At 72.5% G+C, this 12,614-nt stretch carries 10 protein-coding genes; 3 read left to right on the top strand and 7 right to left on the bottom strand.

Annotated features, from left to right (window positions below; all coding sequences use genetic code 11):
* Positions 1-2: 2 nt before the first annotated feature.
* Positions 3-392, bottom strand: a complete 390-nt coding sequence (locus tag ABZ939_RS29695) for a hypothetical protein (RefSeq protein ID WP_361861752.1) — start codon at positions 390-392, stop codon at positions 3-5.
* A 173-nt stretch (positions 393-565) separates the two neighbouring features.
* On the opposite strand from ABZ939_RS29695, the gene ABZ939_RS29690 reads away from it, so the two are divergent.
* Complete coding sequence (locus ABZ939_RS29690) at positions 566-2,614, top strand: calcium-binding protein (protein WP_361861749.1); 2,049 nt, start codon at positions 566-568, stop codon at positions 2,612-2,614.
* A 51-nt stretch (positions 2,615-2,665) separates the two neighbouring features.
* On the opposite strand, the gene ABZ939_RS29685 is transcribed toward ABZ939_RS29690, so the two are convergent.
* From ABZ939_RS29685 to ABZ939_RS29670, 4 genes are all read right to left on the bottom strand, one after another.
* Entirely contained in the window at positions 2,666-4,219 is a 1,554-nt protein-coding gene (locus ABZ939_RS29685) for an MFS transporter (RefSeq protein WP_361861746.1), read from the bottom strand.
* Between the two features lie 93 nt (positions 4,220-4,312).
* On the bottom strand, positions 4,313-5,146 hold the full coding sequence (locus tag ABZ939_RS29680) for an alpha/beta hydrolase (protein ID WP_361861743.1): 834 nt from the start codon (positions 5,144-5,146) through the stop codon (positions 4,313-4,315).
* A gap of 16 nt (positions 5,147-5,162) precedes the next feature.
* Positions 5,163-5,561 (bottom strand): RidA family protein, encoded by a 399-nt coding sequence (locus ABZ939_RS29675; RefSeq protein WP_361861740.1) that lies wholly within the window; start codon positions 5,559-5,561, stop codon positions 5,163-5,165.
* A complete protein-coding gene (locus tag ABZ939_RS29670) occupies positions 5,558-6,790 on the bottom strand; it encodes an acyl-CoA dehydrogenase family protein (RefSeq protein WP_361861737.1) in 1,233 nt (410 codons plus the stop codon). The genes ABZ939_RS29675 and ABZ939_RS29670 overlap by 4 nt, the downstream gene beginning before the upstream one ends.
* A gap of 109 nt (positions 6,791-6,899) precedes the next feature.
* Between ABZ939_RS29670 and ABZ939_RS29665 the strand changes: the two genes are divergently transcribed.
* On the top strand, positions 6,900-8,549 hold the full coding sequence (locus tag ABZ939_RS29665) for an AMP-binding protein (RefSeq protein WP_361861734.1): 1,650 nt from the start codon (positions 6,900-6,902) through the stop codon (positions 8,547-8,549).
* A gap of 9 nt (positions 8,550-8,558) precedes the next feature.
* Positions 8,559-9,383 (top strand): PaaX family transcriptional regulator C-terminal domain-containing protein, encoded by an 825-nt coding sequence (locus ABZ939_RS29660; protein ID WP_361861731.1) that lies wholly within the window; start codon positions 8,559-8,561, stop codon positions 9,381-9,383.
* A 65-nt stretch (positions 9,384-9,448) separates the two neighbouring features.
* On the opposite strand, the gene ABZ939_RS29655 is transcribed toward ABZ939_RS29660, so the two are convergent.
* Both ABZ939_RS29655 and ABZ939_RS29650 read right to left on the bottom strand, forming a co-directional pair.
* A complete protein-coding gene (locus tag ABZ939_RS29655; RefSeq protein ID WP_361861728.1) occupies positions 9,449-11,773 on the bottom strand; it encodes a bifunctional salicylyl-CoA 5-hydroxylase/oxidoreductase in 2,325 nt (774 codons plus the stop codon).
* Entirely contained in the window at positions 11,758-12,585 is an 828-nt protein-coding gene (locus ABZ939_RS29650; RefSeq protein WP_361861725.1) for an enoyl-CoA hydratase family protein, read from the bottom strand. The genes ABZ939_RS29655 and ABZ939_RS29650 overlap by 16 nt, the downstream gene beginning before the upstream one ends.
* Between the last annotated feature and the right edge of the window lie 29 nt (positions 12,586-12,614).

Genomic DNA, 12,614 nt, shown 5'->3' with positions numbered 1-12,614 from the left:
CGCTACCAGTTGATTCGGGCGACGACCCACTCCCGCAGTGCCGTGTCGTCGGTCGGTAGTTGACATCCCAGCTCGTCCGCCCACGCGCGGACGTCTCCGGTCAGCCGCCGCACGTCGTTCGGGCTGTCCGGGTGGTACGGATACGCCTCCGCGAAGACCAGGTTGAACGTCGCCGTCCCGTCGCCCAGCGGATTGTCCACGTCGTACGAGAGGACGTGCCCGTGCCGTGTCCGCTCCGCGTCGCACACCAGGTCGGTGAACTCCCAGCCCAGGACGTGCGAGCTGTGGTCGAGGAACGCGTCGTCGGGCACCGGGGGCATCGTCGGGAGGGCGAGCAGTTCGCGGACGGCGGTGGCGGTCGGGGCGGAGGCGGCGAGCGCTTTCACGATCATGACGACGACCGTACGGGCCGGCCCCGACAGGCGCCGGGGCCGCTGCTCTGCTCCGTACAGCCGTAGTGCGCGGCGTGTCCGGACGGGACCCGGGGGTGGGGGTGTTCGTGGCTCCTACGATCCGTCGCGAGTCGCGATCAATCCCCCGGGCGTCCTCTGAAGGAGTCGTTCGCATGCCAACGTCCCCCTCCGGTCTTCGAAGCAGACTCCGACGCGCCTGTGCGGCGACCGCCGTCGGCGCGGTGCTCGCGTTCGTCGGGCCAGGCGTCGCGAGCGCGGCTGCCGGTGATCTCGACCCGGGCTTCGGCGGGGGCGACGGGATCGTCGTCACCGACCTGCCCTACTACGAGGACAGTCGGGACATGGTCCTCCAGCCCGACGGCAAGATCCTCACCGTCGGCACCCTCACCCCGGCCGAGGGCCCCGGCAGCGACATCTCGCTGCTGCGGTACACCGCGGACGGCACCCCGGACGCCTCGTTCGGCACCGGCGGCGCCGTCACCGCCGACCTCAGCGACAACGACGAGGGCTACGCCGTGGCGCTCCAGGCGAGCGGACGGATCCTCGTCGCCGGCTACAGCGTCGCGGAGGAGAACGGGGTGACCTGGGCGCAGCTCACCGTGCTCGGCTTCACCGCGAACGGCGCGCCCGACCCGACGTTCGGGGTGAACGGCCGGGCGTTCCCCGACGTCGGCCGGGGGTCGATCGGACAGGCGCTGCGGGTCCTCGACGACGGCCGGATCCTCGTCGGCGGGTCGTTCGGGAGCGAGTTCCTGCTGACCCGACTGCTGCCCGACGGCGCCCTCGACACCGCCTTCGGCGGGGGTGACGGCCAGGTGCGGACCGCCTTCCCGGCCGGCGGGGCGTCCGTGCAGGACCTGGCCGTCCACTCCGACGGACGGATCGTGGCCGTCGGGCAGAGCGGGTACCTCTCCCCGACGTACGCGACCGAAGCGGCCCTGGCCCGGTACCTCCCCGACGGCACCCCGGACGCGTCCTTCGACGGGGACGGCCGCGCTGAGGTCGACTGGGGCGGCGCCTACGACACCGCCCACGGTGTCGTGCTCCAGTCCGACGGCCGGATCGTCGTGGCCGGCCAGAGCCCCGAGGGCTTCACCGTCGCCCGTTTCACCACGGGCGGCGCCGCGGACACCTCCTTCGGCGGTGACGGCCGGGTGGGCACCACCTTCGTCGCCGGGCTCGGCGCGGCCCACGACGTGGCGCTCCAGCCGGACGGGAAGATCGTCGCCACCGGCGTCGGCGGCGGCGCCCCGAGCGAGAACGACTTCGCGGTGGCCCGCTACCTCGCCGACGGCAGCCTGGACTCCTCGTTCAGCGGCGACGGCAAGGTGACGACGGACGTCGGCTTCGACTTCGCCAACGACTGGGAGGAGGGCCGGTCCCTCGTCCTCCAGCCCGACGGGAAGATCGTCGTCTCGGGCGTCACGGACGACTTCACCGCGCGGGCCGTGCTCCGGTACGACGGGACCGGCGCCCCGGCGCCGACCCCGCCGGACGCGGACCTGTCGGTGACCAAGTCCGGGCCGGCGACGGTGAACATCGGGGACACCGTGACGTACACCCTGCGTGTGACGAACAACAGCGCCACGACCACGGCGACCGACGTCCGGCTGACCGACACCTTCACCGGTACGGCCACCTCCACCGTGCTCTCCGCCACCAGCACGCGCGGCACGTGCACGCTCTCCCCGGCTCCGGTCAGCTGCGCCATCGGTACGCTCCAGCCCTCCGCCACCGCCGTCGTCACCGTGGTCGTGGAGCCCCGGCGCACCGGCTCCCTCACCGACACGGCGCGCGTCGACGCCACCGAGGACGACCGGAACGCGAGCAACGACACGGCGACGATGACCACCACGGTCAACAACGGGCGTGGCTGCACCATCATCGGCACCAGCGGCAACGACACCCTCAACGGCGGGTACTACACCGACGTCATCTGCGCGCTGAGCGGCAACGACACCGTCAACGCGAGCTTCGGCAACGACACCGTCCACGCCGGCCCCGGCAACGACAACATCAACGGCAGTTACGGCAACGACACCCTCATCGGCGGCCCGGGCAGCGACACCCTGACCGGCTCGTACGACAGCGACACCCTCAACACCGTCGACGGAGTCTCCGGCAACGACACCGCCAACGGCGGCTCCCACACCGACACCTGCACCACCGACAGCGGCGACACCCGCATCAGCTGCCCCTGACACACGGGTCCGGGCGGCGCCTTCTCGGCGCCGCCCGGGCCCGTCCCTCACTCAACCGACCCCCGGTGGTCCCATCCCGCCCTTGAGGCGTTCGATGTCCGAGGGGCGCACCTGGATGGCGAAGATGGCGATCACACACGCCACGACCGAGAACGCCGCCGCCGTGATGAAGCCCGACGAGACGCCGGCCGTCAGGACCTCGTCGGCCCAGGGCGGGGGTAGTTGCCCGGTCTTGGCGAACTCGGCCTTCTCCAGGGGCCCGGCCTGGGAGAGGAAGGCGGGCACCTGTACGTCCGCCTCGTTGCGGCTGGCCGTGCCGAAGACCGTCACCAGGATCGAGAGCCCGAGCGAACCGCCCACCTGTTGGGTGGCGTTGAGCAGTCCGGAGGCGGCACCCGACTCCTGCTGCTCGACGTTGGACAGCGCCATCAGGGTCAGCGAGACGAACATCAGGCCCATGCCGAAGCCGAAGACCAGGATCGGGCCGAGGACGCTGCCCAGATAGGTGGAGTGCACATCGGTCAGGGTGAGCCAGGACAGACCGGCCGCCGACAGCAGCGAGCCGACGACCATGAAGGGTTTCGGCCCGAACCTGGGCAGCAGTTGGGAGGTGAGCCCGGCGCCCACCGCGATGATCGCGCTCACCGGCAGGAAGGCGAGTCCGGTCCGCAAGGGGCTGAAGTCCAGGACGGTCTGTACGAACAGGGTCAGGAAGAAGAACATCCCGAAGATCGCGGCGGCCAGACAGAGCATGATCGCGTATGTGCCCGCCCGGTTGCGGTCGGCGAACATGTGCAGCGGGGTGATCGGCTGCCGGGAGCGCCGCTCCACCAGGATGAACAGAAGGAGCAGCACGACCGCGGCGCCGAAGGAGGCGAGTGTCCAGGGGTCGCGCCAGCCCTCCTGGGCGGCGCGGATGAACCCGTACACCAGCGCCACCATGCCGAGGGTGGAGGTGAGCGCCCCGGTGAAGTCGAACTGGCCGGCGTGCCGCTCGGACTCCTTGATGTGGCGGGGGGTGAGGAACGCGATGAGCAGCGCGATGGGCACGTTGACGAAGAAGATCCAGCGCCAGTCGAGCCATTCGACGAGCAGTCCGCCGGCCACCAGGCCGATCGCGCCGCCGCCCGCCGAGACGGCCGCGAAGACGCCGAAGGCCCGGTTGCGTTCCGGTCCCTCCTCGAAGTTCGTGGTGATCAGGGAGAGCGAGGTGGGGGAGGCGATCGCTCCGCCGACGCCCTGCAGGGCGCGAGCGGCCAGGAGTTGCCAGTCGTTCTGGGCAAGTCCGCAGAGCAGGGAGGCGAATCCGAACAGGAGTATGCCGAAGATGAAGACGCGGCGTCGGCCGAGGATGTCTCCGGCTCGTCCGCCGAGGAGCAGCAGGCCGCCGAAGGTCAGCGTGTAGGCGTTGACGACCCAGGACAGGCTGGTGGTGGAGAAATCCAGCGAGCTCTGGATGTGTGGCAACGCGATGTTGACGATCGTGATGTCGAGCACGACCATCAGCTGGCAGGAGGCGATCACGAACAGGGCGATGCCCTTGCCGTCATCGCGCTTCTTCGGCGTGGCGGTGGGTGCTGGTGTCGTCGGCTTCGGTGTACTCATGGCGCATCGCGCCCTCGCTGCCTGGTGAGGGAGCCGTGGGCCGGTCAGTCCACCTTTCGACATTAAGCCCGGGTATGGCGTGTGACCAGTTGATCAAGCCGTCTCCGCGATGAAGGCCCTGAGCTCGGCCGCCAGACGTTCGGGCTGGTCCTCGGCGACGAGCGTGCGGCTGTCCTCGATCTCGACGAGGCGCCCCTGCGGCAGGAGTTCGGCCAGCCGGCGGCCGTGCTCGCGCGGCATCATCAGGTCGTCGGCCGCCCAGACGACGAGCGCGGGCCGGTCGAACTTCCGCATCCCCTCGGCGGCTTGGAGGAGTTCGTCCCTGCGTACGGCCAGGCAGTAGCGGCGGAAGTCGTTCCGGATCGCGGGGTCGGTCCGCAGGGGGCGCAGCCAGCCGTCCGCGATCGCGTCGGGTACGGGCCGCCTGGTGAGCGCGCCGAGGCCGACGGGCAGACGGCGCAGCGGCTTCCAGCCGAGGACGCGGGCCATGAGCAGGATCCCGCCGGGGATGCGGCAGGCCAGGTCGATCATCTTGCCGGGCGCGCCGGGCGGGTAGTTGTCGAAGGCCTCGCAGGAGATCAGGACGAGGCGGGCGAGCCGCTCGGGGTGGCGCACGGCGACGGTCTGGGCGCGGCCGCAGTCGCTCTCGACGAGGGTGACGTCGGTGAGGTCCAGCCGGTCGAGGAACTCGGCGATCAGGTCGATGACGGTGTCCGGCGAGAGCGGTACGCCGGGACGCATCGGGGTGCGGTGGGAGCCGTACGGGAGCGTGGGCGCGAGCACCCGGTGGTCAGGGGCGAGCGCGGCGAGGACGTTCCGCCAGACCGTGGCGTCGTGGACGAGTCCGTGCAGGAGCACGACGACGGGACCGGTTCCGCCCGTGTCCTCGTACGCGATCGTCCCCCCGGTCAGTTCGATCTCCGGCATGGCTCCCCCTGTGCCGTCAGTCCACCACCGCGAAGCCGTCCAGCTCCACCTGGGCCTGATCGTCCCACAGCCGTACGACTCCGATCACGGCCATCGCCGGATAGTCGCGTCCGGCCAACCGCCGCCAGATCCGGCCCAGTTCGGGCGCCTGCTGCCGGTAGTCGGCGATGTCGGTGGCGTAGACGGTGACGCGGGCGAGGTCCGCGGGGGTGCCGCCGGCGTGGCGGAGGGCGGTGAGGAGGTTGGTGAGCGCGGTCTCGAACTGCTCGGGCAGGGTCTCCCCGACCACCTTGCCGTCGCGGTCGAGGCTGGTCTGTCCGGCGAGGAAGACCAGCCGGGTGCCGGTGGCGGTCACGGCATGGGAGAAGCCGGTGGGCGGGGACAGGTCGGCGGGGTTGTGCCGGTGCAGGCTCATACGGTCGGCTCCTTCGGCGACTCGGCGGCGGCTGACGGCTCCTTCGGCGCCGCGGCTGTGGCGGCGGCCGCGGCTGTGGCTGTGGCTGTGGCGGCAACTGCGGCCGGGACTGCGGCTGCGGCGTACAGCTCCTTGGCGATGATCGTGCGCTGGACCTCGGTGGCTCCCTCGTAGATGCGCGGTGCGCGCACCTCCCGATACAGATGTTCCAGCAGATGGCCGCGTTGCAACGCCCGCGCACCGTGCAACTGGACGGCGGCGTCGACCACGTACTGGGCGGTCTCGGTGGCCAGCAGCTTCGCCATCGCCGAGCGGCGCGGCACGTCGGCCGCGCCCGCGTCGTACGCGGCCGCCGCCGCGTACACGAGCAGCCGGGCCGCCTCGGTGCGGGTGGCCATCTCGGCGACCTGGTGGGCGACGGCCTGGAGGTCGCCGAGGACGCCTCCGAAGGCCCGGCGGGCGGCGGTGTGGGCGAGGGCCGCGTCGAGGGCGGCCTGGGCCATCCCGACGGCGAAGGCGCCGACGCTGGGGCGGAAGCGGTTGAGCGTGGTCATGGCCACCCGGAAGCCGCGGTCGGGCTCGCCGAGGACGTCCGAGGGGCCGACCGGGACGCCGTCGAATTCGAGGGAGCCGATGGCGTGCGGGGCGAGCATGTCGAGGGGGCTGCCGGAGAGGCCCGGCCGGTCGGCGGGGACGAGAAAGGCGGTGACGCCGCGGGATCCGGCGCCCCGGGTGGTCCGGGCGAAGACGGTGGCGAAGTCGGCCTCGGGGGCGTTGGAGATCCAGCGCTTCTCGCCGTGGAGGCGCCAGCCGCCCGCGCCGTCCGGCCGCGCCTCCAGGGAGAGGGCGGCGGCGTCGGAGCCCGCGTCGGGCTCGCTGAGCGCGAAGGCGGCGACGGCGCGTCCCGCGACGACCTCGGGGAGCCAGCGGTCCCGCTGCTCGGGGGTGCCGAAGGCGGCGACGGGGTGACCACCGAGGCCCTGGAGTGCGAGCGCGGTCTCGGCCTCCGTGCAGGAGTGGGCCAGGGACTCGCGCAGCAGGCAGAGGTCGAGTGCGCCGGCCTCGAAGAGTCCGGCGAGCAGGCCGAGCTCGCCGAGGGCGGCGACGAGGGGGCGGTTGACCCGCCCCGGCTCGCCCTTCTCGGCGAGGGGACGCAGGCGTTCGGCCGCGAGGGTTCGCAGCTCCGCGCACCGGGCGGTCTGCACTGGATCGAGTGAGAATACGGACATTCGAACCCCTGCCTCGCTCGCCGACATGACTTCTATCGCGCACCGTTGACTGTCGTCACTATCACGATACGCTCGATGGGCGACCCCACCACGACAAGGGGACGAACTCATGGAGCTGACCCCCTCGGCCCACCACGACACCTTCGCGCGCGACCATCTGCCGCCCGCCGGCGCGTGGCCGCGACTGCTCTTCGACCTGCCGGGGCTCGATTACCCGGAACGGCTCAACTGCGGGGCGGAACTTCTCGACCGCACGGTGGAACGATTCGGCGCGGAGCGTCCGGCATTCCTTGACGATACAGGGCATGTCTGGACATATGGACAGCTGCTGGAGCGGGTGAACCGGATCGCGCATGTCCTCACCTCCGACCTCGGCGTCCTGCCCGGCAACCGGGTGCTCCTGCGCGGCCCCACCACTCCCTGGCTGGCCGCCTGCTGGCTCGCGGTCATGAAGGCGGGGGCGATCGCCGTCACCGTCCTGGCCCAGCAGCGCGCCCAGGAACTTGCCGTGATGTGCGAGATGGCCCGCTGCACCCACGCGCTGTGCGACATCAGGAGCGTCGACGACCTGGTGAAGGCCGAGGTGCCGGGGCTGCGGATCACCGCGTTCGGCGGGGACTCCCCCGACGATCTGCTCTCCCTCGCCATGGGCCGACCTGACACCTACGAGGCGGTGGAGACGGCCGCGGACGACGTGGCCCTGATCGCCTTCACCTCGGGGACCACCGGGCGGCCCAAGGGGTGCATGCACTTCCACCGCGACGTCCTCGCGGTCGCCGACACCTTCTCGGCGCACGTCCTGCGCCCGGAGCCGGACGACGTCTTCGCCGGCTCCCCTCCGCTCGGCTTCACCTTCGGCCTCGGCGGGCTCGTGCTCTTCCCGCTGCGCGCCGGGGCCAGCGCGCTGCTGCTCGAACAGGCGGGCCCCAAGCAGCTCCTCCGGGCGATCGCGGAGCACCGGGTGTCGGTGCTGTTCACGGCGCCGACCGCGTACCGGGTGATGCTGGAGGAGATGGACCGGCACGACGGGCACGACGCCGCCTCGCTGGAGTCGTTGCGGCGGTGCGTGTCGGCGGGCGAGAACCTGCCGATGGCGACCTGGGACGCCTGGCACCGGCGCACCGGCCTGAAGCTCATCAACGGCATCGGCGCGACCGAGCTGCTCCACATCTTCATCTCCGCGGCGGACGGCGACATCCGCCCGGGCACGACCGGACGGCCGGTGCCCGGCTGGCAGGCGCGGGTGGTCGACCGGTCGGGCGCCGAGGTCCCCGACGGCGAGGAGGGCCTGCTCGCGGTGCGCGGCCCGGTCGGCTGCCGGTATCTGTCGGACCCCCGCCAGGGCGAGTACGTCCACGACGGCTGGAACGTCACGGGAGACACGTACGTCCGCGACGCGGAGGGCTACTTCCGCTATGTCGCCCGCGCCGACGACATGATCATCTCGGCCGGTTTCAACATCGCGGGTCCTCAGGTCGAGGAGGCGCTCCTGGCCCACCCCGACGTGGTCGAGGCGGCGGTGGTGGGTCACCCGGACGAGCTGCGCGGCCAGATCGTGGTGGCGTACGCGGTCGTACGGAACGGGGTGCCGCGCGACGCGGAGACGGCGGGGGCGCTGCGGGCGTTCGTACGGGCCCGGCTGGTGCCGTACAAGAGTCCCCGCAAGATCGTCTTCCTGGACGCGCTGCCGCGGACGGCGACGGGGAAGCTGCAGCGATTCCGGCTGCGCGCAGACCCCGACGACACTGCCACCCCCTAGAGTGATCACGTGGCCGAGCAGCACACTCCCCGTTCCCTGATCGTCTCGCTGTACGGCGCGTACGGCCGCGGCCTCGCGCCGGGCGAGGAGCCGTTGCCGGTGGCCGAGCTGATCCGGCTCCTCGCCGTCCTCGGCGTGGACGCGCCCTCGGTGCGCTCGTCGGTGTCGCGGCTGAAACGGCGCGGTCTGCTGCTGCCGCGCCGGACGGCGGACGGAGCGGCCGGATACGCCCTGTCGGACGACGCACGCCAGCTCCTGGACGACGGCGACCGCCGGATCTACACCCGTACGGAGCCCAAGCTGTCCGACGGCTGGGTCCTCGCCGTCTTCACCGTCCCCGAGGCCGAGCGCCACAAGCGCCATCTGCTGCGCTCCCGGCTCGGCCGGCTGGGCTTCGGCACGGCCGCCCCCGGGGTCTGGATCGCCCCGGCGCGGCTGTACGAGGAGACCCGGCACACCCTGGAACGCCTGGAGCTCTCGTCGTACGTGGACCTCTTCCGCGGCGAGCACCTGGGGTACGCGGCGACCGCGGAGGCGGTGGCCCGGTGGTGGGACCTGCCGGCGATCGCCAAGCTCCACGAGGAGTTCCTCGCCGCCCACGAGCCGGTCCTGCGGACCTGGACGGCCACCCGGACGGACTCCCCGGGTTCGGCGGAGGACGCCTACCGGGACTACCTCTTCGCCCTGGACTCCTGGCGCCGCCTGCCGTACGCGGACCCGGTCCTGCCGGCCGAGCTGCTGCCGCAGGACTGGCCGGGCGCCCGCTCGGCGGAGGTCTTCGCGGCGCTGCACGAGCGGCTGCGGGACCGGGGGGCGGAGTTCGTGCAGGCGTGACCCTGGTACGTGGCCTCCCGGGGCGCCTCCTGGCGGCGGCGCCTCCTGGTGGCGCCGGGTGACGACTACCCCAGCGTGAGCCGCGGCTTCGGCGCGTCCGTGCGGCCCGTCGGGGGCTTGCGGCTGCCCGCGCGGTACGGGGCCGGCCAGGGGGCCGCCGGGCCCCGGTAGGTCTGGTCGGCGGCCGCGTGCAGGGTCCAGTGGGGGTCGTAGAGGTGGGGGCGGGCGAGGGCGCAGAGGTCGGCGCGGCCGGCCAGGAGGAGGGAGTTGACGTCGTCCCAGGAGGAGATCGCGCCGACCGCGATCACCGGGACGGCGAGCGCGTTACGGATCCGGTCGGCGTAGGGGGTCTGGTAGGAGCGGCCGTACTCGGGGTGTTCCTCGGGGACCACCTGACCGGTGGAGACGTCGAGGGCGTCGGCGCCGTGCGCGGCGAAGGCGCGGGCGATCTCGACGGCGTCCTCGGCCGTCGTACCGCCCTCCGCCCAGTCGGTGGCGGAGATACGGACGGTCATCGGCCGGTCCTCGGGCCACACCTCCCGTACCGCGTCGAAGACTTCGAGCGGGAAGCGCAGCCGGTTCGCGAGCGCGCCGCCGTACGCGTCGTCCCGCCGGTTGGTCAGCGGGGAGAGGAAGCCGGAGAGCAGGTAGCCGTGCGCGCAGTGCAGTTCGAGCAGGTCGAAGCCGGAGCGGGCGGCGCGTCGGGCGGCGGCGACGAAGTCCTCGCGTACGGCGGTCATCCCGGCCCGGTCCAGGGCGTGCGGGATCTGGTTGACGCCGGGCCTGTACGGGAGCGGTGAGGCGGCCGTCAGGGGCCAGTTGCCGTCGGGGAGCGGCTGGTCGATGCCCTCCCACATCCGGCGGGTGGAGCCCTTGCGGCCGGAGTGGCCGAGCTGGACGCCGATCGCGGTGCCGGGCGACCGTCCGTGGACGAAGGCGGTGATCCGGCTCCAGGCCGCCGCCTGCTCGTCGGTCCAGAGGCCGGTGCAGCCGGGGGTGATGCGGCCCTGGGGGCTCACGCAGACCATCTCGGTCATGACGAGCCCGGCGCCGCCGAGGGCCCGCGCGCCGAGGTGGACGAGGTGGAAGTCGCCGGGGAGCCCGTCCTCGGCGACGTACAGGTCCATGGGTGAGACGACGACCCGGTTGCGGAGGGTCAGTCCGCGCAGCCGGAAGGGGGTGAACATCGGCGGGGTGTCGGGCGGGCAGCCGAAGTCGCGCTCGACGGATCCGGTGAAGGCGGGGTCGCGCAGCCGCAGGTTGTCGTGGGTGACGCGGCGGCTGCGGGTGAGCAGGTTGAAGGCGAACTGACGGGGCGGCTGGTCCAGATAGCCGTCGAGCTCCTCGAACCAGCGCAGGCTCGCGGCGGCGGCGCGCTGGGTGGACTCGACGACGGGCCGTCGTTCCGTCTCGTACGCGGCGAGCGCCGCTTCGAGGGTGGGCTGTTCCTCGACGCCGGCGGCGAGCGCCAGGGCGTCCTCTACGGCGAGTTTGGTGCCGGAGCCGATGGAGAAGTGCGCCGTGTGGGCGGCGTCGCCGAGCAGAACGGTGTTGCCGTGGGACCAGCGCTCGTTGACGACGGTACGGAACGCGGTCCAGGAGGAGTTGTTGGAGCGCAGGGCCCGGCCGCCGAGCGCCTCGGCGAAGAGCTTGGCGCAGCGGGCGGTGGACTCCTCCTCGTCGAGCTCGTCGAAGCCGGCCGCCCGCCAGACCTCCTCGCGCATCTCGACGATGACGGTGGAGGAACCGGCGGAGAAGGGGTAGCCGTGCAGCTGCATCACGCCGTACTCGGTCTCGGCGATCTCGAAGCGGAAGGCGTCGAAGGCGAAGTCGGCGGCGAGCCATATGTACCGGCAGCGGTGGGTGGTGAGCGTGGGCCGGAAGACGTCCGCGTAGGTGTCGCGGGTCCGGCTGTGGACCCCGTCGGCGGCGACGACCAGGTCGTGCGTGGCGGCCAGCTCGTCAGCGGGTGGGGCCTCGGTGCGGAAGCGGAGCCGTACGCCGAGTTCGGTGCAGCGGGCGTGCAGGATCTCCAGGAGCCGGCGGCGGCCCAGGGCGGCGAAGCCGTGACCCGTGGAGGTGAGGAGGTGTCCGCGGTGGGCGATGTGGATGTCGTCCCAGCGGACGAACGCGTCCTGGAGGGCGCGGTACACGGCGGGGTCGGCGTGCTCGATCCCGCCGAGGGTCTCGTCGGAGAGGACGACGCCGAAGCCGAAGGTGTCCTCGGGGGCGTTGCGCTCCCAGACGGTGACCTCGCGGTCGGGGTCGAGCCGCTTGAGCAGCGCGGCGGCGTACAGCCCGCCGGGCCCGCCGCCGACGACCGCGATACGAAGGGGGGCGGAGGGCTCCGATGCGCGGGCCCCGGGCGCCACCGTCACCGCCCCTGCCACTTCGGGGTCCGCTTCTCGGTGAAGGCCGCGTGGAACTCGGCGTAGTCCTCGCCGTTCATCAGCAGCGCCTGGGTGGCGGCGTCCAGTTCGACGGAGGCCGCGAGCGGCATGTCCAGCTCGGCGGTGAGCAGGGCCTTGGTCTGGGCGTGGGCGAGGGCCGGTCCGTCGGCGAGGCGGCGGGCCAGCTCGGCGGCGCGCGCGTCGGCGCCGCCGTCGTCGGTGAGCTCGCTGAGCAGGCCGATCCGCTCGGCCTCGGGCGCGCGGACCGGTTCGCCGAGCATGAGCAGCCGGGTGGCGTGGCCGAGGCCGACGACCCGGGGCAGCAGGTAGGCCGCGCCCATGTCGCCGCCGGAGAGCCCGACCCGGGTGAAGAGGAAGGCGAAACGGGCGGTCGGGTCGGCGATCCGGAAGTCGGCGGCGAGGGCGAGGACGGCGCCCGCTCCGGCCGCGACGCCGTGGACGGCGGCGATCACGGGGAACGGGCACTCCCTGATCGCCCGGACGACCTGCCCGGTCATCCGGTTGAAGTCGAGCAGCTGCGCCGTGTCCATGGAGAGCGTCGCGCCGATGATCTCGTCCACGTCGCCGCCCGAGCAGAAGCCGCGGCCCTCGCCACCGAGGACGAGGGCGCGCACGGCACGCTCCCGGGAGAGTTCGGCGAGCAGATCGCGCAGGTCGGCGTAGGCGCCGAAGGTGAGCGCGTTGAGTTTCTCGGGGCGGGCGAGGGTGACGGTGGCGACGCCGTCGTCGACGGCTAGGCGCAGATGGCGCCAGCGCTCGGTGCGGGGTGCGGAGCCGGTAAAGGGGCTCATACGGAACGGCCTCCCTTCCTCCTGTACGG

This window comes from Streptomyces sp. NPDC046712, assembly GCF_040645695.1.
Taxonomy (GTDB): Bacteria; Actinomycetota; Actinomycetes; order Streptomycetales; family Streptomycetaceae; genus Streptomyces.
The sequence above is the reverse complement of the archived record's forward strand: the minus strand, read 5'-3'. Positions and strand labels throughout refer to the sequence as shown.

Coding starts and splice junctions, on each gene's coding strand:
- ABZ939_RS29665 (WP_361861734.1), top strand. CDS start 6,900: ATGGAGCTGACCCCCTCGGCCCACCACGACACCTTCGCGCGCGACCAT.
- ABZ939_RS29695 (WP_361861752.1), bottom strand. CDS start 392: ATGATCGTGAAAGCGCTCGCCGCCTCCGCCCCGACCGCCACCGCCGTC.
- ABZ939_RS29685 (WP_361861746.1), bottom strand. CDS start 4,219: ATGAGTACACCGAAGCCGACGACACCAGCACCCACCGCCACGCCGAAG.
- ABZ939_RS29650 (WP_361861725.1), bottom strand. CDS start 12,585: ATGAGCCCCTTTACCGGCTCCGCACCCCGCACCGAGCGCTGGCGCCAT.
- ABZ939_RS29670 (WP_361861737.1), bottom strand. CDS start 6,790: ATGTCCGTATTCTCACTCGATCCAGTGCAGACCGCCCGGTGCGCGGAG.
- ABZ939_RS29690 (WP_361861749.1), top strand. CDS start 566: ATGCCAACGTCCCCCTCCGGTCTTCGAAGCAGACTCCGACGCGCCTGT.
- ABZ939_RS29680 (WP_361861743.1), bottom strand. CDS start 5,146: ATGCCGGAGATCGAACTGACCGGGGGGACGATCGCGTACGAGGACACG.
- ABZ939_RS29675 (WP_361861740.1), bottom strand. CDS start 5,561: ATGAGCCTGCACCGGCACAACCCCGCCGACCTGTCCCCGCCCACCGGC.